Below are 21223 nucleotides of genomic sequence, written 5' to 3'. Positions count from 1 at the left end.
GGAGAGCAGCACATGGGTTTGCGCGGTGAAGCCGCGATCGTCGGCTTCGTGGAACTGCCACCGGAGCGCCTGAGCAAGGCCGGCATTGCCCCATTCACGCTGGAGCAGTGGGCCGAGCTCGGTTCGGCGGCGCTGGACGATGCGGGGCTGTCCGGTGAGCTGGTCGACGGCATCGTGACATCGCACCTGGCCGAATCGGAGATCTTCGTGCCGTCGACGGTCGCCGAATACCTGGGCGTGCGGGCCGGTTTCGCCGAGCTCGTCGACCTCGGCGGTGCCAGTGCGGTCGGGATGGTGTGGCGTGCGGCGGCCGCCATCGAACTCGGCATCTGCGATGTGGTGCTGTGTGCGATTCCCGCCCGCTATCTCACCCCGACGTCGGAGAAGAAGGCCAAGCCGCTCATCGACGCCGTATTCTTCGGTGCATCGAGTAATCAGTTCGGTTCGCCGCAAGCCGAATTCGAGATTCCCTACGGCAATCTCGGTCAGAACGGCCCGTACGGTCAGGTCGCACAGCGGTACGCGTCGGTGTACGGCTACGACGAACGCGCGATGGCCAAGATCGTGGTGGACCAACGTGTGAACGCCAATCACACCGAGGGGGCGATCTGGAAGGACAAGCCGCTGTCCATCGAGGATGTGCTGGCGAGCCCCGTCATCGCGGACCCGCTGCACATGCTGGAGATCGTGATGCCGTGCGTGGGCGGTGCTGCGGTGGTGGTGGCCAGCGCCGAGGTCGCCGCCAAGGCGAAGAACCGGCCGGTGTGGGTCAAGGGATTCGGTGAGCAGGTGCCGTACAAGACGCCGACCTATGCAGAGGATCTGCTGCAGACACCCATCGCGCGCGCGGCCGACACCGCGTTCGCGATGTCGGGTCTGACACGCGAGCAGATGGACATGGTCTCCATCTACGACTGTTACACGATCACCGTGCTGCTGAGCCTCGAGGACGCCGGCTTCTGCGAGAAGGGCAAGGGCATGGAGTTCGTCTCTGAGCACGATCTGACGTTCAGAGGCGACTTCCCGCTCAACACCGCTGGTGGACAACTCGGATTCGGGCAGGCGGGCAACGCCGGCGGCATGCACCACGTCTGTGACGCGACTCGGCAGATCATGGGACGAGCCGGTGCCGCCCAAGTTGCACAATGCGACCGGGCATTCGTGTCGGGCAACGGCGGCATCCTGTCCGAACAGACCACTCTCGTCCTGGAGGGAGACTGACCGTGACAGGTCTGCAACGTCCGATGCCGGTGAAAACCCCGACTAGTGCGCCGTTCTGGGACGGCCTGGCCGAGCACCGGGTGGTGATCCAGTACTCGCCGTCGTCGGAGTCGTACGTGTTCTATCCACGGGTCCGGGCCCCGCGCACGTTGGCCGACGACCTCGAATGGCGCGAGATCTCCGGGATGGGGACGGTTTACTCGTTCACGGTGGCCCGGCGTCCGGTCGGCCCGCATTTCGCCGATGCCGTGCCGCAACTGCTGGCGATCGTCGAGTGGGATGAGGGTCCGCGCTTTTCGACCGAGCTGGTCAACATCGAGCCCGAGGACATCGCGATCGGCATGCGGGTCAAGCCGGTGTTCTGCGACTACCCCGAGCACGAGGTGACGATGTTGAGGTACGAACCGGCCGATCGCTGAGCTCGGCCGCGAGATTATTGACCCGCACCCCGAGCGACCGAATTTCCCTGGCGGACAACGGCTTCAACGGATGGATTGCGAGGATCAGTGCTGCGAAGCCGTGTTCATCCAACACTGGTGCGGCAATCGTGGCGACAGGCTGATTGCGCCGAGCCGGGTCGTCGTCGGGGAGCAGCCCCACCGCGGTGCATTCCACCAGCAGCCGGTCCATGATGTCGGCGACCTGAGCCGGCACACCGTCACGCTGCAGCCGCACGACAAGCTCCGCGGCCTGCGCCATCGCCGGTGTGGTCCAGTCGATGTCGAAGCCGCGTCCACGGGCCTTGGTCAGCACCGCCTCTAATCGCTCGACCAATTCCGGGGCGTTGCCGCCACGGCGGAGCCACGCCTGCCTGCCGTCGGGGGCATCCCATGCAGCCAGCGCCACACCGAACGGAGGGGTGTAGGGGATCCGGTCACCGGGGCCGAGTGCGGGAGTCGAATCGTCGGCGCTGACGTGTGCCGCGACGATCAGGGATGCCGAGAGGCGCTCCAGAATGGAGCTTGCGTAGCCGGTTTCATCGTGGAGTCGTTGCATGACCGCCCGTGCGGCGTGAACGAGTGGCCGGGTCAGGTCCGCGCGTGCGCCGACGGCAGCAAGCGCGGGGCCGAGCGAATAGGTCTTGGTCGTCGGGTCGCGGGAGACCCAGCCGCGCTCGCACAAAGTCGCGAGGATGGCATGCGCGGTGGCTTGGGTGAGTGCCAGCTGCGCAACGACGTCGGAGAACCGGAGAGCTTCGTGGCCTGGCCGTGACAGCAATTCGACGATGTCGACCACGCGATCGGTGGGCGCGGAGCCGGCCATTCCTTGACCCTCCCTGGTGCACTTCCTATAGTCTGCGCAAGAGCATCGAGAAACTATCTCGAATATTCGAGAAATGCAAGGAGTCGGGATGCGCGCGGTAGCTCTGAGGCATGGTCGTCTCGAGGTCAAGGACATCGCGGATCCTGTTCCGGGGCAGGGAGAGTTGCTTCTCAAGACGTTGAGCACCGCGATCTGCGCGTCCGACGTGCACTTCATGGATCACCCGGAAATGGGCATCGACGACCCGACCGGGCGCTCGCTCTACGACGCCGACCGCGACATCGTTCTCGGTCATGAATTCGTCGGCGAGGTGATAGGCCACGGGCCGGGCTGCACCGACCAGTTCCCGGCCGGAACCCGGGTGACGTCGATCCCGATCCGGCTCGTCGACGGCGGTGCCGGGGGCGCACGGATCATCGGACAGCATCCCGAAGCGCAGGGCAGTTTCGGGGAACTCGTCGTCGTCGCCGAATCGATCGCCAGGGCGGTGTCCGGCGAAGTAGCCAGTGACGCAGTGGCTCTGGTCGATGCATTCGCGGTCGGCGAGTTCTATGTACGCTCCGCGCATGTGCAACCAGGCGAGGTTCCGCTCGTCATCGGGGCCGGCGCAATCGGGCTCTCGGCGGTGGCGGCGCTGGCAGCTCGTGGTGTCGAGCCGATCATCGTGTCCGATTACAAGCCCGAGCGCCGAGAATTGGCAACACGTTTCGGTGCGCATATCATCGTGGACCCCTCGCAGCGCTCACCGTTCGAGGTGTGGCGGGAGCTTCGAGCCGCGCGCAACCTCTGGGGAGCTCTGGCGGTCTTCGAGTGCGTTGGTGCCGCTGGCCTGATCCAGAAGTTGGTCGAGGAATCCGACATGGGAACCCGGATCTATTGCGCAGGCGGCTGGTACACCGGCGACAGTCTCGATATCACCGCCGCCACCCGGGCCGGCGTCACGATCCAGTTCGGTGGCGGTCCGATGCCGCAGGACTGGTACGGCACTCTTGACGCCATCGCAGCGGGCCGCCTCGATCCGCTGCCCTGCGTCGGCAAGGCGATCACCCTCGACGACGTTCCCCACGCACTCGACCTGGCGCGCACGTCGGACGGTCCGCCGCGGATCGTCGTCCACCCGAACGGAGACTGCTGATGACTGAGCCAGACGATCGTCGCGACATCAGCGATGTGCTGGTGCGCTATGCCACCGGGATCGACAGTCGTGACTGGCCGTTGTTCCGCACGGTGTTCACCGACGACTGCGAACTCGACTACGGCGACATCGGTGTGTGGCACGGTGTCGATGCCGTGGTCGACTTCATGGTCGCCGCGCATGACATGGCAGGCCACACTTTGCACAGGATCACCAACCAGACCGCGACGGTCGACGGTGACACCGCCACCGCGCGCGCCTACGTCGACGCGCTGATCATGTCGCAGGACAACACCTCCGGCGTCAACGCTGCCGGCTTCTACGACGACGAGTTGGTCCGAACCGACGCGGGCTGGCGGATCAGGCGACGGCGGTTCACGACCGTCATCGTCAGGACGGTCACGGCGGGATGAGCTTCGCCGAGAAATACGGCCCCTGGGCGCTGGTCGCCGGCGCATCCGACGGCGTCGGGTCGGCGTTCGCCGCCGCGCTCGCCGGTCGCGGTGTCAACGTGGTTCTTCTCTCGCGCCGGCCATCGGTTCTGGCCGAGCTCGCGTCCTCTCTTTCGGATCGTTTCGGGGTCCAAACCCGGGTGCTGGCTGTCGATCTCGCGTCCGACGATGCCGCGTCGACGGTGATCGACGGAACGCAGGATCTGGAGATCGGCATGCTTGTCTACTGTGCCGGCGCCGACCCGGACTTCAAACCCTTTCTCGCGCAACCTGTCAGCTCCGCCGAGGCGATGTTGCGCCGCAACTGTCTCGTACCGGTGCAGCTGAGCCACCACTACGCCCAGGGCATGGTGTCGCGCGCTCGCGGAGGCATCGTCATCTTCGGCTCAGGGGCCGGCTTCGCCGGCGGCCCCAACATGGTGGCCTACAGCGCGACGAAAGCCTTCGACATGGTGTTCGCCGAAGCGCTGTGGACTGAACTGCACGACAAAGGCATCGACGTTCTCGGGCTGATCCTCAGCAAGACGGACACGCCCGCACTGCGCCGCCTCGAACACACCCGCGGCACGATCGCGACCACGGATGAGCGCCCGAAGGACGCCGTACCGGTCGACGACGTGATCTCCGAGGCGTTCGACAACCTGACCAATGGGCCGACATGGATCGTGGGGGAGGCCATGCGCGCGGGCGCGCAGATGCTCGGTTCGGTGTCCCGTAACGACGCGGTCCGGTTCATCATGCAGGCAAGTGCGGCCTCAATGGGAAATGATTAGTCCGACAACAGCTTTCGCAACCGTCGCCCTGCTGTTTCGCGCATCGTCAACACCGTCAGCAGAGTGACGACCGCGGCGCCGATCACATAGAACGCCGGAGCGATGTCGTTCCCGGTCCTCGACACCAGCCACGTCGCGACATAAGGAGCGGTGCCGCCGAAGATCGCGACCGAGACGTTGTAACCGATTGAATAGCCGCTGGAGCGCACGCGGGTGGCGAACAGTTCTGCACCCGCGGCCAACGATGCGCACACGAACACCGCCTCGATGGCGGCGAGCGCGGCGTGGGCGGTGATGGCCGCGGTCAGCGATCCGGTGTTCAGGAGAAGGAACAGCGGGTACGCGAACACCGCGAATCCGACAGAGCCGGCGATCAACAGCGGCTTGCGACCGATCCGGTCGGACAGCGCACCCAGCGGCGGAATCAACACGATCCCCACCAGGCTGGCGACGGTGATCGAGAAGAACGCGTCGGTCTTGCTGAACTCCAGCGTCTTCGTGAAATAGCTTGGCAGGAAGGTGTAAACGACGTAAAACCCGACGTTGTGAACCACGACGAGGCCGATGATCTGCAGGATCGGCCGCCACGACGTCGTGATCGCCTCCTTGAGCGGCGACTCGGACACCTCGCCGGCGTCGCGCAACTTCGTGAACTCCGGTGTGTCCCCGAGCTTGAGGCGAATGTAGAGGCCCACCACTCCGAGAAGACCGGCGATCAGGAAGGGGATTCGCCACCCGTAGGAGTCCATGGCGCTCTCCGAGAGCATCGTCTCCAGGCCGGTGACGGTGATCGAGCCGAGCAGGAACCCGACGACCACCGACCACACGAGAAACGACACCACGAATCCGCGGTGTTTGTCCGATGCATATTCCGCGAGGAAGCACGCCCCGCTGCCGTACTCGCCGCCTGCGGAAAAGCCTTGCAGGCAGCGCAAGAGCAGCAGCAGGATCGGCGCGAAAACGCCGATTGTGTCGTAGCTGGGCACCAGGCCGATCGCCAGGGTCGAGGCGGACATCAACAGGATGACGATCGCCAGGACCTTCTGCCGGCCGATCCGGTCGCCGAGCGGGCCGAAGAAGAAGCCACCGAGTGGGCGCATGAAGAACGCCGCCGCAAAGATCGCGAAAGTGTTGAGCAGCGCGGCGGTTTCGTCGCCGGGCGGAAAGAACTTCTCGGCGATGTAGGTGGCGAGGAATCCGTAGATCGCGAAGTCGAACCATTCGACGGTGTTGCCGATGGCGGCTCCGCGGACTGCTCTGCCGACAGCGCCCGGCTCGGCTCCGGTCTGGCTGCGAGTGTCCTGGTCGGTGGTCATGCGTGCCCTCCTGGCTGATCGGTGATCTGCTCGCGCGAGGCACTGTCGTAGTGGCCGTGCGGTCGGTCGGTGATGAACATGTGGCCGGGTGCGTGGAAGATCGCCAGCGGCGGCCGGGCCCGCTCGGCAATCACCTGAGGAGTTACCCCGCACGCCCAGAACACGGGGATGTCGTCGGGTTCGACCCGCACGGGGTCGCCGAAATCTGGTGCGGCGAGGTCGCAGATGCCGATCGCCGTCGGATCGCCGATGTGGACGGGCGCCCCGTGCATCGCGGGAAACCGTGCGGTCACGCTGACGGCGAGGTCGACGAGGTGTCGAGGCACCGGCCGCATCGACACCACCAGGGGTCCGCTGAACACACCTGCGGACACGCAGGCACGGTTCGTGACGTACATCGGCACGTTGACGCCCTGGTCTTGATGTGCCAGCGGTACCCCGGCCGCGGCCAGTGCCCACTCGAATGTGAACGAACAACCCAGCACGAACGCCACGAGATCTGCGCGCCAGTACTGCACCACGTCGGACGGCTCGTCGATGCACACGCCGTCGCTGAACACGCGGTATCGCGGAATGTCACTGCGGAGGTCGGCGTCGTCGGCGAGGCGCGTGCGCGGTGAGCCCGTGTCGGTCACGTCGAGCACGGGGCACGGCACCGGGTTGCGCACGCAGAAGCGCAGAAAATCGAGCGCGTGATCTTGCGGGAGGACGACGAGGTTGGCCTGCGCACAGCCGTCGGCCAGCCCGCTGGTCGGCCCGGTGTGCGCGCCGACACGGATGTCGGCGCGAGCCGCGGATGCGGTCGTCGCGGCCGGTGCCGTTGCGGAACGCATACGCATGCATTCCCACCTAGGGGCAGGAACTAACGTGCCGAGGGCGCGAAGATGTCGGTGACGCCCGCACGGCCCCGTAATGTCGTCTGGCCGTTGCCGGCCCAGAGCGCCCGTTCAGCGGGGCTCGCCCGGTCGTGTGCGGTGCCCGAGCACAGGGTTCTGCTGTCGAAGTCCTTGGCATGGTCGGCGAGTCGCGCCGCCTCGTTGACGGCGTCACCCACGACGGTGTACTCGTAGCGGTTCTCGGCGCCGATGTTGCCGGCGAACACCGGACCCGCCGATACACCGATACCGAAATCGACTGGCAGTCTGCGTAATTCCGAGCGCAGCGCCCGTGCAGTTGCCATCGCCGCCGTTGCCGGGTCGGCGATGCGCAGCGGCGCACCGAAAACCGCGAGCGCGGCGTCGCCCTGGAACTTGTTGATCAGGCCGTGTCGCCTGTCGACCTCGGCGACCACGATCTGGAAGAAGTCGTTGAGGATCTGTGCGACGGCATGCGGTTCACGTGCGGCGGCCAGTTCGGTCGAGCCGACCAGGTCGATGAACAGGATGGCGACGTCCCGTTCGTCGCCCGACGACGCCTCGTGGTCCGGGGCCTGATCGAAGGCGCGACGCGCGACCTCTTCACCGACGTGACGACCGAACAGGTCGCGCAGCCGGTCGCGTTCCCGAAGGCCGGCCACCATGCGGTTGAAACCGCTTTGTAATCGCCCGATCTCGGACCATTCGTAGACGTCGATGGTGCGGTCGATCTCGCCTTTCTCGACGTCGGCCATCGCGTCGACCACCTGGTTGACCGGGTCCGAGATCGACATCGACACGAGGATCATCGCGCGCAGACCCAGCACCACCGCCACGAGCGCCAGGACGAGTAGCGCGAGCTCGATCGGCGATGACTCGTCGAGCAGCCATTCGCGGTATCTCATGACCAACAGGACGGCGATCGCTGATCCCGGCAGCGCCGTGCAGACCACCCACATGATCAGCAGCCGTGCCCGCACGCCAGGCGCGGGCGGTCGTTCGGCATCGGCGGGCACCGCGGCCAGCACCGGCCGCAGCGTCCGCAGTGTGAACAGGAAGCCCGTGCACACGGTCGCGATGGCCCCGAACAGCAGCGCTGTCGTCAGCACGACGAACACCGTTGCCTCCGCGTGCAGATTGAGCGGAACGAGCACCGCGGCGGTCAGGAGCCAGGGTGCGAGCGTGATGGCGGATTGGCGCCGTGTGATCCGTGACGTCGTTCGGATCTCAGCCGGGGTGGGACGGCGGCCGGCTTTGAGCCACCGCAACGACGGCCGCAGGATCAGGACGGCGCCGAGGGCCACCGTGGTGACGCCGATCAGTCCGACCGCCGACAGGGTGACGATGTTGCCGAGCGTGACGACGCCGCGGCCTGCCAGTGCGACGACGATTCCCACGACTTCGGCGACCGTCAGCAGGTAGGCCGTCGTGAGGCCGGCGGCGTACTTCAGCAGCAGGCGGCGTGGCCTCACGGGCCGAACGTATCAGCCGCGTCCCGGAATGTGCCCCGCTTCGGCACGGGTCGTGTCGGGAGACGGTCGCCACCCGCCCGGCATGAAACAGACCGCGACAGCCGAGACCACCGACACGGCAATCAGATATGCGGCGATCGAATCACTGGTCTTGGTTGCGCTGTATAGCGCTGTCGCGATGGTGGGGGCGAAGGCCGAGCCGAGCACCTGCGACAGCGTGTAACCGATCGAGACTCCGCTGTAGCGGACATCGGCATCGAAGGCCATCGAGAACAGTGCACCGGTCACACCCGCCGCGGGTGCCATTGCCAGGCCGAAGATCAGCACCAGCGCCAGCACGAACAAGCCGGGTCTGCCGGTGTTGATCAGTGCGAACGTCGGCACCACCGCCAGCGCCATCGCGACCACGCCGAGCAGGAACAGTGGCTTGCGCCCGAATCGGTCGGACAGTGAGCCGAACAACGGGTAGGTGGCGACGGCCACCACAGCGCCGACGAACACGCCGAACAGCGCCCAGTCGCGCGGGATCTTGACCACCGTCGTCGCATAGGAGACGAGGTAGGCCACGCAGATATAGGCGAAGACGCCCTGAGACAGGTAGGCGCCGGCCACGAGCAGGATCTGGCGCCAGTGTCGGCGAAACGCCGCGACGATGGGTGTGCGCGCGACCTCGGACCGGCGCTCCAGCTCGGCGAAATGCGGGCTCTCGGTGATCGTCAGCCGCACGACGAGCCCGATGACGATGAGTACGGCGCTGACGAGGAACGGGATCCGCCAGCCCCACGAGAGGAACTGTTCGTCGGGCAGCTTGGCCGCCAGGTAGAACGCGAGAGTGGCCGCGGCAGTGCCTGCGGGCGCGCCCATCTGGGGGAAGGCACCGTAGAAGCCGCGGCGATCCGCCGAGGCGTGCTCGACGGCCATCAGCGTCGCTCCGCCCCATTCACCGCCGACCGCGAAGCCCTGCGCCAGACGCAGCAGGGTCAGCAGGATCGGAGCCGCGATGCCGATCTGGGCGTAGGTCGGAAGACAGCCGATCAGGACGGTGGAGACACCCATCCCGACGAGCGAGTACACCAGCATCCGACGGCGCCCGAGCCGATCGCCGAAGTGGCCGAACACGATTCCACCCAGCGGCCGGGCGAAGAACCCGACACCGAACGTCGCGAACGACAGCAGGATGCCCGTCGCGGGAGAGGCGTTGGGGAAGAACAGCTTCGGGAAGACCAGAGCGGCGGCGGTGCCGTAGATCAGGAAGTCGTAGAACTCGACGGTCGTGCCGATGAAGCTCGCGAACGCGACCCGCCGCGGCGAGGCCGTCATAGCTAGTCGCTGGCCGGCAGCGGCTTGGCTTCCTTGAGTGCCAACGGGGTCGAGCCCACGCTGATCGTGCCCTTGCCTGCCTTCGTCACGAGGACCTCGGCGCCGCCGTCGTCGACGTAGCGCTTCCCCATCAGGTTGCCGTCGGCCATCGCGTCGTCCAGCGACAGGCCCGCATCGGTGCTTTCGCCGACGGGAACGACGGGCGCTCCGCCGACGCGCAGGTCGTCGAGGCTGTCGGCGCTGCGAACCACGATCACCTGGGTGTCGCAGACCTGGCTCTGCAGTCGGGTGCCGTTCTTGATCATGCGGGCTCCTTTGACGTCATGTTCAGTTCGTTGACGAGTTCGCGGCGCAGCACTTTGCCCGTCGCGTTGGTGGGCAGCTCTTGGCGGAACACCACCCGGTCCGGTGTGCGGGACCCACGCAGCTGGGATCGGACGTAGCTGCGAAGATCCTCGACGTCGGGTGTGGCGCCCGGCTGGGGTACCACGACGGCGACGATGATCTGACCCCATTCGGGATCGTCGGCGCCGACGACGGCGCAGTCGTGCACGTGGGGATGTTCGACGAGGACGTCCTCGATCTCGGCGGGCGCGATGTTCTCGCCACCGCGGATGATGGTGTCGTCGGAGCGCCCGCCGATGAACAGGTAGCCCTCGTCATCAAGGTGCGCAACGTCTTTGGTGGGAAACCAGCCGTTCTCGTCGAGCACGGATCCGATGTCGGTGTACTTCCCCGACACCTGCTCACCGCGGACGAAGAGCTCGCCTGTCTCACCCGGGCCCAGAACGGTGCCGTCCTCGCCACGGATCTCCACCTCGATACCCGGCACCGGTTGGCCGACCGAGCCGAGGCGGCGCAGCGCAGACTCCTCGGAGGCGGCCAGCGCAGCTCGGTGGTCGTCCGGGGTGAGCACCGCGATGGTCGAGCTGGTCTCGGTGAGTCCGTAGGCATTGACGAATCCGACCGCTGGCAACAGTGACAGCGCCTTGCGGACCAGCGGCAGGGGCACCTTGGATCCGCCGTAGGCAAGCGTGCGCAGCGTCGGCAAGGTGGTCTGTTCGGTCTCGAGGACTGTGACGATGCGATCGAGCATCGTGGGCACCACAGTCGCTGACGTGACCCCTTCGTCGGAGACCAGCCTGACCCATCTGTCGGCATCGAACTGGGTGAGGTACACCATCTTTCGTCCCGCATACAGGTTCGACAGCGCGGCGCTGACGCCTGCGATGTGGTAGGGCGGCACGCAGATCAGCGCGGCGTCGTCGGGGTTGGCCGAGGCGAATTCGACGGTGCCCATGATGTAGCTGGTCAGATTGGTGTGGGTGAGTTCGACGGCTTTCGGCTTGGACGTGGTGCCGGAGGTGAAGAGCACGACGCCGACACTGTCCGGATCGGCGAATTCCGCTGCGGCCTCGGAGGTACGGGCCGACGCGAGGAACTCGGCGGAGCCCATCGTCCGGTAGCCGTCGCCGACAGCGTCGCGGTACTCGTCGTCGACCACCACCAGAGGATCGGGCAGGCGGTCCAGCAGGGCGCGCAGCCCGTCGGCCGCGAGCCGGTAGTTCAACGGTGTCACCGGTACGGCGGCCCGCGCCGAGGCGAACAACAGCAGCGGCAGTAGCGCCCCGCCGGCACCCACGTAGGCGACGTGCTGTGCTCCCGACGCCGAGATCACGCCCGCACCGCCATCGGCCAGTGCACTCAATTCACTTGTGGTGAGCCGAAGATCGTTGGAGACCACCGCTGTCCGGTCCGGGTCGGTGTCGCTGGCCATCTCCAGCAGCAGCGAGATGCTCATGATGTGCGTGCGTCGACGAAGATGTCGAGGATCGGATCGTCTCCGCCGCCGTAGCGGGAAAGATCGGTCGCACCGCTGTCAGCCAGGACCACGGAGTCGATGAAGGTCTGGCCGTTCACGCCGCGGGGTGACTGCGACAGGATCGCAACTGCCGCATCGGCCATGATCTCGGGGCTTCGCGAGGCTTTCACCATCGCATCGCCTTCGGCGAGGTTCGTCACCGCCGAGGTCGCGATGTAGGTCTCGGGCCACAGGCAGCTGAATCCGATTCCGGTATCCGCATATTCGGCGGCCCAACCCAGCGACAGCAGCGTCATCCCGTACTTGGACAGCGTGTAGGTCGGGTGCGCGCCCAGCCACCTGGGGGTCAGGTTCAGTGGTGGGGCCAGCGTCAGCACGTGCGCGGCCGGAGATTTCTGAAGATGGGGTAGCGCCGCCTTGGTCAGTAGGAAGGTGCCGCGGATGTTGATGTCCATCATCAGGTCGAACTTCTTGGCCGACAGTTGATCGGTGGGTTCGGTGGCGATCGCGCTGGCGTTGTTCACGACGATGTCGACGCCGCCGAATTGTTCGACCGCGGTGTCGATCGCGCGTGCGACGTCTTCTTCTTTACGGACGTCGCCCACCACCGCGACACCCTTGCCGCCTGCGGCCTCGACCTCGGCTACGGCGGTGTGCACCGTGCCGGGAAGCTTGGGGTGCGGCTCGGCGGTCTTGGCCAGCAGCACGACGTTGGCGCCGTGCCGGGCGGCACCCAGCGCAATGGCCAGACCGATGCCGCGGCTGCCTCCCGAGACGACAACGGTGCGGTCGGCGAAGACCAGTTGCCCGGTCACGCTGCTTTCAGCCAATCCTCGGCCCTCCTCATCGGCGCTAGATAGTGCCGTTCTCATTTTAGGCGAATCCCATAATCGCTGTGTACCGGGGCTTCGGGCCCGCTATGGGCGACCCCGCGCATACTGCTGCGTGCATCTTTCCCTCAAACGGTATTGGCATTCTCATTTTTTGCAAGTACGTTATCCACTGATGAGCGAGCAAGTCGTGCCTCGGGTCGAGACCCCATCTGGAATCCCGCTGGAACCCGTATACGGCCCGGGCGACCGCCCGGCGGATCCGCCTGCGCCCGGTGAGTATCCCTTCACCCGCGGCAACTTCGCCTCCGGATACCGGGGCAAGACGTGGACCTTCCGGCAGTATTCGGGCTTCGGCACCGCCGAAGAGTCCAACAGCAGGTACCGCTACCTCCTCGGCCAGGGCGGCACCGGCCTGTCGGTGGCGCTCGATCTGCCCACGCAGTGTGGCTACGACTCCGATGACGCCGAGTTCGGCGAGGAGGTCGGCCGTGTCGGTGTCGCTGTCGACACGCTCGCCGACGCGGAGATCCTGTTCGACGGCATCCCGCTGGACAAGATCAGCACCAGTTTCACGATCAACGGCACCGCAGCGATCCTGCTCGCGTTCTACGTGGCAGCCGCCGAGAAGAAAGGCGTGCCCCGCGAGAAGCTCACCGGCACCATCCAGAACGACATCCTCAAGGAATACGCGTCGCGCGGTACGTGGATCTGGCCGCCCGAGCCGTCGCTGCGCCTGATCGCCGACACGATCGAATTCTGTGCGGCCGAGGTGCCGAGGTTCAACGCGATTTCAGTCGCCGGCGCCCACTTCCGCGACGCGGGCGCCAACGCGGTGCAGGAGATGGCCTTTACGCTGGCCGACGGCGTCACGTACTGCGACACGGTCGTCGAACGCGGCCGCATGACGATCGACAAGTTCGCCCCGCAGATTTCGTTCTTCTTCTACACCCATGGCGACTTCTTCGAGGAGATCGCGAAGTACCGCGCCGGACGCCGGCGCTGGGCGACGATCGTTCGCGAGCGCTACGGCGCCACCACCGACAAAGCATCGATGTTCCGCTTCGGGTGCGTCGCCGGTGGTGCATCGCTGTACGCGCCTCAGGCACAGAACAACCTGGTGCGCGTCGCCTATGAGGCGCTGGCCGCGGTGCTCGGCGGCGTGCAGTCGATGTTCACCGCAGCCTGGGACGAGCCCTTCGCACTGCCCAGCGAGGAGTCGGCGACGCTGGCGCTGCGTACCCAGCAGATCCTGGCGTACGAGACCGGGGTGACGAAAGTGGCAGACCCGCTGGGCGGTTCGTACTTCGTCGAGGCGCTCACCGACGCCACCGAGGAGAAGATCATCGACATCATGCATGATCTCGAGACCCACGGCGGCATGGTGCGCTGCATCGAGGACGGCTACCTGCAGGGCCTGATCGCCGACGAGGCCTTCAAGATCCATCAGGAAGTCGAATCCGGGGAGCGGCCCGTCGTCGGGGTGAACAAGTTCGTCGTCGAGGAACCGGCACCGGATCTCGCGACGTACGAACTCGATGCCGAGGGCCGCGACAAGCAGCTGGCCCGGCTCGCCAAGGTGAAGGCCGAGCGTGACGGTGTGGCGGTGAAAGAAAGCCTTGCGGCGCTGGCCCGCTCCGCCGAAGGCGATGACAATCTGATGCACAAGCTGATCGACTGCGCGAACGCGTATTGCACAGTGGGAGAGATGGTGTCGACGTTGAAGTCGGTGTGGGGCGAGTTCCAGCAGCCGGTCGTTTTCTAGAGGAGGAGCTGTTCTAGTGAGCACGCGTGTTCTGGTGGCCAAGCCCGGCCTGGACGGCCACGACCGGGGCGCCAAGATCGTCGCGCGGACACTGCGCGACGCGGGTTTCGAGGTGATCTACACCGGGATTCGGCAGCGCATCGAGGACATCGTGTCGATTGCCTTGCAGGAAGACGTTGCCTTGGTGGGCCTTTCGATTCTCTCGGGGGCCCATGTCACGCTGACGACGCGGACGGTCGACGCGCTGCGCGCAGCCGATGCCGGCGATATCGCCGTCGTGGTCGGTGGCACGATCCCGCAGGGTGATGTCCAGAAGCTCCTCGATGCCGGTGCGGCCGCGGTATTCCCGACGGGCACCTCGCTCGACGACCTGGTGCGCGACGTGCGCGCTTTGACCGACAAGGTCGACCAGTGAACGCACACTCGCCGAAGGAGGCATGGCAATGAGGCTCGGCGTCATGATCGGGGCCGAGCGGGGCGATATGGCCCGCAAGGTCGCCAAGCTGCTCTCCGACATCGAGTGGGCCGAATCGGCCGGTCTGGACACCGCGTGGATGCCGCAGGTGCCCAACGATTTCGACTGCCTGACGATGGTCGCGTTGATGGCCGCGCACACCTCGCGCATCGAACTCGGCACCGCTGTCGTGCCGTTGCAGGCGCAGCACCCGATCGCCCTTGCCCGCCAGGCACTGTCGATCCACGCGATGGCGGGCAATCGACTGGCGCTGGGCGTCGGTCCGTCACATCACTGGATCGTGCGCGACATGCTGGGCATCCCGTACCACAAGCCCGCCGCCTACACCCGCGACTACCTGCAGGTGCTCAACACCGCGCTGGCCGGGCCTGGCGACGTCGACGTCGAGAACGATTCGTTCACAGTGCACAACCCGACGGTTCTCGGTGCGGAGCAGCCGGTTCCGGTGCTCGTCGCCGCGCTCGGACCGGTGATGCTGCAGATTGCGGGTGAGCAGGCAGACGGCACCGTGTTGTGGATGGCCGACGAGAAGGCCATCGGCGAGCACATCGCGCCGAAGATCAACAAGGCCGCGGCGGACGCCGGCCGTCCGGCGCCGCGCATCGTGGCGGGCATCCCGGTGTGTCTGTGTGCGAACTCCGAGATCGACGCCGCCAAGGAGCGGGCCAACCGGATCCTGGCCGAGGCGGAGACGTCACCGAACTACCAGCGGTTGCTCGACCGCGGCGAGGCCCGCAATGTCGGTGACCTCTGCGCTGCCGGCGACGAAGAATCAATTCTCAAGCGGTTCAAGCAGTTCGCCGATGCAGGTGTCACCGATTTGTCGGTGCGTCTGCTCCCGATCGGGGAGACGCGCGATGAGCTTGTGGCGTCGAAATACCGGACGCGTGAAGTGATCGGCGAGCTCGCCAAGGCCGTGCGATGAGCGCTTGCGCGAAGAGCCGGGGGCGCAGGTGACATCGACAGGTCCGCTCGCGGGCATTCGCATTCTCGAAGTCGGCGTGATGCTGGCCGGGCCGTACGCGACGATGATGCTCGCCGATCTGGGCGCCGAGGTGATCAAGATCGAGCCACCCGGCGGAGAGATCTCCCGGCAGGTCAGCGACAGCTATTTCGCGAGCCTGAACCGCAACAAGCAGAGCGTCGTCATCGACCTTCGCTCCCCGGAAGGCAGGCAGCAGCTCGGTGAGCTGGTCGCGAATTCGCATGCGCTGCTGGTGAACATGAAGCCGTCGGCGATCAAGCGGCTGGGCTTGACCTACGAGTCGCTCAAAGCGTTCAACGAGGCAATCGTCTGCGTCGCGCTGACGGGCTTCGGGCTCGACGGCGGCGACGATCCGGCGTTCGACTACGTGATCCAGGCAGCGACGGGCGTGGCGGCGATGACGGGCGATCCGGACGGGCCGCCGACGCTGCCGGGCTATTCGTCGGTGGACAACTCGACGGGCCTCACCGCGGCGCTCGGCCTGCTGGCCCAAATCGTGGCGGGCCGCGGCGGGCAGGTCGACGTCTCGATGCAGGACGTGATGCTCTCGCAGTTGAACTATCGGGCGGCGGCGTTCCTCAACGACGGACAAAAACCGAAGCGGTATCCCTATGGCGCACACTCGTTCTACGTTCCGGCGCAGCTGTTCTTGACCGCCGACGGATACCTCGCGCTGTTCATCACGCACGATGCGTTCTGGGCTGCGTTCGCCGCAGAGGCGGGTATCGAGGGTTTTACCACGCTGGCCGAGCGCGCGGCCCGTCGCGACGAGGTGCTGGCGCTGGTCAGCGCTGTCCTCGCGACAGACACGGCGGCGAACTGGCAGGAGCGGTTGCGGCCGCTGGGACTTCCTGTCGCTGCGGTGCGCACCCTGCCGGAAGCCCTTCAGGCGACACCGGAGGCGCTGGTCACCGCGGGGAGTTTCCGGCTGGTGGGCAGTCCCATCAAGATCGGCGGCTACGAGCCGGAATACCGGCCGGCCCCGGCGCTCGACGCGCACGCCGACGCCGTGGCCGCTCACTCGTCGTAGTTGACCGTCACGTCCGGGGTGTCGGGAACTGCTTGGCACGTGAGTACGTACCCTTCGTCCACCTCATCCTCGGTCAGCGCGTCGTTGACGCGCATCGTCGCTTTACCGTCGGTCAGCAGGGCCATGCAGGTCCCGCAATTGCCGGCTTCGCACGAGAACGGCGGCCCCATGCCTGCGCGGCGCGCGCTCTCCAGCAGCGTTTCGCCGGGGCGTTGCGCCACCGACGCGGTGCTGCCATCCAGCTGGATGGTGATGGTGCCTGTGACGGCGGCTTCTGTCACTGCGGACCCCGATCCCGGTGTCTGCGGGTCGGTCATATGACCCTCTCTCGACATTGTCATTCTGATAATAGGAGAATACTATTCTCCTAGACAAGCGGTAATCTTCTCGCGAACATCATCCACCACTTCCGGAAGGGGCGCGCGCGACGTGAGTGAGCCGACGGCGCTCGCCTTCGAAGATCGGGACTACAGCCTCGCCGACCTCGACGCGCTGGCCGGTGGTATGGCATCGACGCTGACTCGACGTGGTGTCACCCCGGGATCCCGCGTCGCCGTCATGTCGTCGAACAGGCCGGAATTCGTCATCGCCCTGCGCGCCATCTGGCGGTTGGGAGCGGCGGCGGTGCTGTTGAGCCCGGCGTGGAAGGACGCGGAGGTCGCACACGCGCTGTCACTGACCGGTCCCGAGCACGCGGTCGGCGATCATCCGGTGCTCGCCGGGGCCATGCCGATGCTGTCGCTCGACGACGAGATCCTTCCCGGCCGCCACCTCGCCGAGGCCGTAGATCCGGACGCCGACGCGGTGTTCGTGTTCAGTTCAGGAACGACGGGCATGCCGAAAGCGGTTCGCCACACGCATGCTTCGCTGGCGGTGGCGATCCGGCACTGGCGCGATGCGCTCGGATTGACGTCCGCCGATCGGATGCAGGTCATGACGCCGCCGTCGCACATCCTCGGCTTGCTCAACATCATCATGGCGCTCGACACCGGCGCGTGGATCCGGTTGCATCGCCGGTTCGACATCGACACGATGCTGCGCCATATCGAATCCGACCGGATCACCATCGAGATGGCCGTCGCACCGATCGCGCTGGCACTGTCGGCGCATCCGTGTCTCGAAGATCACGACTTGTCTTCGCTGCGCTACATCATGTGGTGCGCCACGCCAGTGACTCAGAGTGTGGCCGAAGCGGTTTCGGCGCGTACCGGGGTCTCGTGGGTGACTGCCTACGGTGCCAGCGAGTTGCCGGTGATCTCGTGTAACGACTTGGACGGACTGCGGCTCGACACCGTCGGCCGTGCCGTCGCCGAGGTGCGTATCCGCACGGTCTCGTTGGAGACGGGCGAGGCGTTGCCGCCCGGTGAGGAAGGCGAGATCCAGGTCAGCTCCGGCTCGGCCATGGCCGGATACCTTCCGGAACACTGGACAGCGCAGGCCTTTTCGGGCGGTTGGTACCGCACAGGTGATGTGGGCAGCCTTGACGAGGACGGTTGGTTGCGCATCACCGACCGGGCCAAGGAGATGATCAAGGTCCGCGGGTTCCAGGTCGCACCCGCTGAGGTCGAAGGTGTGCTGCACGGTCATTCGGCCGTCGAGGACTGCGCCGTGTTCGGCGTCCCGGCCGCCGATGGCGAGGCGATCGTCGCGGCCGTCACCGTCAACCAGCCTGTCGAACCCGATGAGCTTGTGACGCTGGTCGGGGACACGCTGGCGTCCTACAAGCGGCCGAGCCGGGTCGTGATCGTCGATGAAATACCGCGCCTTCCGTCGGGAAAAGTGTTGCGGCGAGTGTTACGGGAGCGCGCGATGAGCGGAGGGAACTGATGGACGTCCGATTGACCAGTGAGCAGCGGCAGCTGCGCGACGCCGCGGCCGAGGTGGCAGGAGACCTCGGTCCAGGATCGGTGGCCGACCTCGACGATGTCACCAGGATTGCCCGGCTCGAAAAGGCCGTCGACGCTACGGGTTTCCGGACGTTGCGCGCCGACGGCGCGTCGGCGGTCGAAATCGCGATCGTTGCCGAGGAGTTCGGCAGAGGGCTGGTGGACGTGCCCTACCTGGGACCAGTCCTCATCGATGACCTGCAGACCCGGCTCGGGCGGACGGTGTCCGCACCCGAGGAGGTCCCGGAATCCGTCGATCTGACGAGAAGCCTTGCCGGCGTGACGGAGTCGCCGAGCGAGTTGGCCGAGCTGTCCGACGAGGATTCCGGCCGCTGGCACGCGCTGGCTCTGGCGGCGACGGCTGCCGACATCGTCGGCGCGGCCCGCGGCACGCACGCTCTGGCGACCGAGTATGCGAAAGTGCGTGAACAGTACGGCTCGGCGATCGGTTCCTACCAGGCCGTCGCGCACCTACTGGCCGAGAGTCTGGCGCTGATCGAGGGCTCGATCAGCGTGTCGCGCCATGCTGCGTGGGCGGTCGACGAGATGCCGGTGCGTGAGGCGATCGAGGCGGCACGCATCGCGAAGATCTATTGCGCACGTGCCGCGATGACGGTGTGCGAGACGTCGATTCAGGTACACGGCGGCATCGGAAACACCTGGGAATGCCTGGCGCACATCTACCTGCGCCGGGTGCTGGCCGCCACCGAGGCCTGGCCCGCGAAGCTGGAGGAGCTGACCATTGGACTTTCGTGATTCTCCCGATGAGGCCGCGTTCCGGGAACGGTTGGCGGCGTGGCTGAAGGACCAGAAGGGTAAGTTCCCGACGTCCGGTGACGCGTACTGGGCCAAGGCGGGGGAGTGGCATCGCGCGCTCTTCGAGGCCGGGTTCTTCGGCACGTCCTGGCCGAAGGCTTACGGCGGGCAGGAATTGCCGCCGGTGTACGACGTCATCGTCGACGAGGAGATCGCCAAGGCCGGTGCGCCGGCGCGGCCGAGCCTCGGCTACCTCGTCGTCGGGTTGAGCCATCACGGCAGTGAGGAACTCGCTCAACGCTTTCTGCCCGGCATGATCGACGGCAGCGAGCGCTATTGCCAGGGTTTCTCCGAACCCGGCGCCGGATCGGATCTTGCGTCGCTGACGACGACGGCGGTCCGGGATGGCGACGAGTACGTCATCCACGGACACAAGATCTGGACCAGCTACTCCGACGACGCCGACTGGTGCCTGGTGCTCGCCCGCACCGACAAGGATGTGCCGAAGCACAAAGGCATTTCGGCATTCATCGTGTCGATGCACCAGGACGGGATCGAGCAGCGCCCGCTGAAGATGATCAGCGGCGTGACCAAGGAATTCGGCCAGGTCTCGTTCGACGGTGCCCGGGTTCCGGTTGAGAACATGGTCGGTGCCCCCGGCGAAGGCTGGAAACTGGCGATGACGGTTGTCAGCCACGAACGGGAACCGTCGACCTTGGGCTTCTCCGCACGTTACGGAAAAACGGTGCGGCAGATGGCTTCCGGTCTCGACGGCGCGCCGCCGGAGGAGCTCCAGTGGGCCTGGGTGCAGACGGAGATGCTGCGACTGCACGTGCGCAGGCGGTTGTCGGAGCAACTGGACGGGCTGACCCACGGCCCCAACGGCTCGCTGGACAAGCTGCTGATGACATGGGTTGAACAGTCGGTAGGCCATGCCGCGCTCAGGACTGTCGGGACCGGCGACGACGAGCTGTTCGGCGCTTATATGTACAGCCGTGCGCAGAGCGTCATGGGCGGCACGTCACAGATTCAGAAGAACATCATCGCGCAACGCATCCTCGGACTGGGAGCCTCGTAATGTATGACATGCCAGACGAAATCAAGGTCGAGGCCGATGGCGCTCTGCGCATCATCACCCTCAATCGGCCCGACGATCTGAACGCCGTCAACGACAACCTTCATGTCGGTCTGGCCAAGATCTGGGAGGCGCTGAACGAGGATGCCGGTGCGCGCGCGGCGGTGATCACCGGTGCGGGGCGCGCCTTCTCGGCGGGCGGTGACTTCCACTATCTCGACGAGTTGCGTAACGACGAAGCCCTGCGTCAGAAGACGATCAAGCACGGCCGTGACCTCGTCATCGGGATGGTGCGATGCCGCATCCCGGTCGTCGCCGCGGTCAACGGTCCTGCCGTCGGTCTCGGGTGCAGCCTGGCGGCGCTGTCGGATGTCGTCTACATCGCCGAGAAGGCGTTTTTCGCCGACCCACACGTCTCGATCGGTCTGGTGGCCGCGGACGGCGGTCCTCTCGTGTGGGGGTCACAGATCAGTTTGTTGCAGGCCAAGGAGTTTGCACTCACCGGTGTCCGGATCAAGGCGGAGCGCGCGGTGGAACTCGGGCTGGCCAACCACGTCGTCGAGGATCCGCTCGCCGAGGCCATCGCGTGCGCCAAGAAGCTTCTGGACTTACCCCAGCAGGCTGTCGAGGCCACCAAGAGGCTGATGAACATCCAGCTCGAGAAGTCGGTGATGGCCTCGCTGGACTACGCGAACCTGGCGGAGTACGTGTCGTTCGGGACGCCGGAGTTCAACAAGATCGTGGACGGCCTGATCGCCAAGAACTGACACCTGGACCGCGAGACCTGCACCGC

The 21223-nt window shown here is 66.1% G+C and carries 22 protein-coding genes; 13 read left to right on the top strand and 9 right to left on the bottom strand.

Annotated features, from left to right (window positions below):
• Positions 1-12: 12 nt before the first annotated feature.
• Together P9A17_RS28710 and P9A17_RS28705 are read left to right on the top strand one after the other, a co-directional pair.
• Complete coding sequence (locus tag P9A17_RS28710) at positions 13-1221, top strand: thiolase family protein (RefSeq protein ID WP_278042170.1); 1209 nt, start codon at positions 13-15, stop codon at positions 1219-1221.
• Positions 1222-1223: 2 nt separating this feature from the next.
• The gene (locus tag P9A17_RS28705; RefSeq protein WP_278042169.1) at positions 1224-1640 is read left to right on the top strand and encodes an OB-fold domain-containing protein; all 417 of its coding nucleotides are present in this window, start codon (positions 1224-1226) and stop codon (positions 1638-1640) included.
• Here the strand turns inward: P9A17_RS28705 and P9A17_RS28700 are convergent.
• Positions 1570-2484 carry a helix-turn-helix domain-containing protein gene (locus tag P9A17_RS28700; RefSeq protein ID WP_278042168.1) on the bottom strand — a complete coding sequence of 305 codons (915 nt, stop codon included), beginning with the start codon at positions 2482-2484 and terminating at the stop codon, positions 1570-1572. The two genes, P9A17_RS28705 and P9A17_RS28700, sit on opposite strands and share 71 nt — an antisense overlap.
• Before the next feature lie 88 nt (positions 2485-2572).
• On the opposite strand from P9A17_RS28700, the gene P9A17_RS28695 reads away from it, so the two are divergent.
• Genes P9A17_RS28695 through P9A17_RS28685 form a run of 3 tightly spaced genes read left to right on the top strand, consistent with a single transcriptional unit; the run spans position 2573 to position 4844 of the window.
• Positions 2573-3619 (top strand): zinc-binding dehydrogenase, encoded by a 1047-nt coding sequence (locus tag P9A17_RS28695; protein ID WP_278042167.1) that lies wholly within the window; start codon positions 2573-2575, stop codon positions 3617-3619.
• The gene (locus P9A17_RS28690; protein WP_278042166.1) at positions 3619-4032 is read left to right on the top strand and encodes a nuclear transport factor 2 family protein; all 414 of its coding nucleotides are present in this window, start codon (positions 3619-3621) and stop codon (positions 4030-4032) included. The genes P9A17_RS28695 and P9A17_RS28690 overlap by 1 nt, the downstream gene beginning before the upstream one ends.
• On the top strand, positions 4029-4844 hold the full coding sequence (locus P9A17_RS28685) for an SDR family NAD(P)-dependent oxidoreductase (RefSeq protein WP_278042165.1): 816 nt from the start codon (positions 4029-4031) through the stop codon (positions 4842-4844). Before P9A17_RS28690 ends, P9A17_RS28685 begins: the two co-directional genes overlap by 4 nt.
• Here P9A17_RS28685 and P9A17_RS28680 read toward each other — a convergent pair.
• The 7 genes from P9A17_RS28680 to P9A17_RS28650 are packed head-to-tail and all read right to left on the bottom strand — an operon-like array spanning position 4841 to position 12500.
• The gene (locus P9A17_RS28680) at positions 4841-6160 is read right to left on the bottom strand and encodes an MFS transporter (protein WP_278042164.1); all 1320 of its coding nucleotides are present in this window, start codon (positions 6158-6160) and stop codon (positions 4841-4843) included. The two genes, P9A17_RS28685 and P9A17_RS28680, sit on opposite strands and share 4 nt — an antisense overlap.
• Positions 6157-6993: a putative hydro-lyase gene (locus P9A17_RS28675; RefSeq protein ID WP_278042280.1), complete on the bottom strand. Its 837-nt coding sequence runs from the start codon at positions 6991-6993 to the stop codon at positions 6157-6159. Before P9A17_RS28675 ends, P9A17_RS28680 begins: the two co-directional genes overlap by 4 nt.
• 29 nt (positions 6994-7022) lie before the next feature.
• Positions 7023-8486: an adenylate/guanylate cyclase domain-containing protein gene (locus P9A17_RS28670; RefSeq protein WP_278042163.1), complete on the bottom strand. Its 1464-nt coding sequence runs from the start codon at positions 8484-8486 to the stop codon at positions 7023-7025.
• A 12-nt stretch (positions 8487-8498) separates the two neighbouring features.
• Positions 8499-9806: an MFS transporter gene (locus P9A17_RS28665; protein ID WP_278042162.1), complete on the bottom strand. Its 1308-nt coding sequence runs from the start codon at positions 9804-9806 to the stop codon at positions 8499-8501.
• A gap of 2 nt (positions 9807-9808) precedes the next feature.
• The gene (locus P9A17_RS28660; RefSeq protein WP_278042161.1) at positions 9809-10111 is read right to left on the bottom strand and encodes a hypothetical protein; all 303 of its coding nucleotides are present in this window, start codon (positions 10109-10111) and stop codon (positions 9809-9811) included.
• Positions 10108-11607 (bottom strand): fatty acid--CoA ligase family protein, encoded by a 1500-nt coding sequence (locus P9A17_RS28655; protein ID WP_278042160.1) that lies wholly within the window; start codon positions 11605-11607, stop codon positions 10108-10110. The genes P9A17_RS28660 and P9A17_RS28655 overlap by 4 nt, the downstream gene beginning before the upstream one ends.
• Entirely contained in the window at positions 11604-12500 is an 897-nt protein-coding gene (locus P9A17_RS28650) for an NAD(P)-dependent oxidoreductase (protein ID WP_278042159.1), read from the bottom strand. Before P9A17_RS28650 ends, P9A17_RS28655 begins: the two co-directional genes overlap by 4 nt.
• Positions 12501-12633: 133 nt before the next feature.
• Between P9A17_RS28650 and P9A17_RS28645 the strand changes: the two genes are divergently transcribed.
• From P9A17_RS28645 to P9A17_RS28630, 4 genes are read left to right on the top strand one after another with little or no spacing between them, the layout of a single operon-like run.
• Complete coding sequence (locus P9A17_RS28645; RefSeq protein ID WP_278042158.1) at positions 12634-14223, top strand: methylmalonyl-CoA mutase family protein; 1590 nt, start codon at positions 12634-12636, stop codon at positions 14221-14223.
• Between the two features lie 16 nt (positions 14224-14239).
• A complete protein-coding gene (locus tag P9A17_RS28640; protein ID WP_278042157.1) occupies positions 14240-14638 on the top strand; it encodes a cobalamin B12-binding domain-containing protein in 399 nt (132 codons plus the stop codon).
• A gap of 28 nt (positions 14639-14666) precedes the next feature.
• A complete protein-coding gene (locus P9A17_RS28635) occupies positions 14667-15623 on the top strand; it encodes an LLM class F420-dependent oxidoreductase (protein WP_278042279.1) in 957 nt (318 codons plus the stop codon).
• 28 nt (positions 15624-15651) lie between these two features.
• Entirely contained in the window at positions 15652-16713 is a 1062-nt protein-coding gene (locus P9A17_RS28630; protein ID WP_278042277.1) for a CoA transferase, read from the top strand.
• Here the strand turns inward: P9A17_RS28630 and P9A17_RS28625 are convergent.
• A complete protein-coding gene (locus tag P9A17_RS28625) occupies positions 16701-17030 on the bottom strand; it encodes a 2Fe-2S iron-sulfur cluster-binding protein (protein WP_278042156.1) in 330 nt (109 codons plus the stop codon). The genes P9A17_RS28630 and P9A17_RS28625 overlap by 13 nt on opposite strands.
• A 112-nt stretch (positions 17031-17142) precedes the next feature.
• Here P9A17_RS28625 and P9A17_RS28620 point away from each other — a divergent pair, with 112 nt between their 5' ends.
• From P9A17_RS28620 to P9A17_RS28605, 4 genes are read left to right on the top strand one after another with little or no spacing between them, the layout of a single operon-like run.
• The gene (locus tag P9A17_RS28620; RefSeq protein WP_278042155.1) at positions 17143-18540 is read left to right on the top strand and encodes an AMP-binding protein; all 1398 of its coding nucleotides are present in this window, start codon (positions 17143-17145) and stop codon (positions 18538-18540) included.
• On the top strand, positions 18540-19355 hold the full coding sequence (locus tag P9A17_RS28615) for an acyl-CoA dehydrogenase family protein (RefSeq protein ID WP_278042154.1): 816 nt from the start codon (positions 18540-18542) through the stop codon (positions 19353-19355). Before P9A17_RS28620 ends, P9A17_RS28615 begins: the two co-directional genes overlap by 1 nt.
• Positions 19342-20433, top strand: a complete 1092-nt coding sequence (locus tag P9A17_RS28610) for an acyl-CoA dehydrogenase family protein (protein WP_278042153.1) — start codon at positions 19342-19344, stop codon at positions 20431-20433. The genes P9A17_RS28615 and P9A17_RS28610 overlap by 14 nt, the downstream gene beginning before the upstream one ends.
• Positions 20433-21197 carry an enoyl-CoA hydratase/isomerase family protein gene (locus tag P9A17_RS28605; RefSeq protein WP_278042152.1) on the top strand — a complete coding sequence of 255 codons (765 nt, stop codon included), beginning with the start codon at positions 20433-20435 and terminating at the stop codon, positions 21195-21197. Before P9A17_RS28610 ends, P9A17_RS28605 begins: the two co-directional genes overlap by 1 nt.
• Positions 21198-21223 lie beyond the last annotated feature (26 nt).

It is taken from the genome of Mycobacterium sp. 236(2023) (genome assembly GCF_029623955.1).
GTDB lineage: Bacteria > Actinomycetota > Actinomycetes > Mycobacteriales > Mycobacteriaceae > Mycobacterium.
This window is presented reverse-complemented; position numbering and strand designations above follow the sequence as displayed.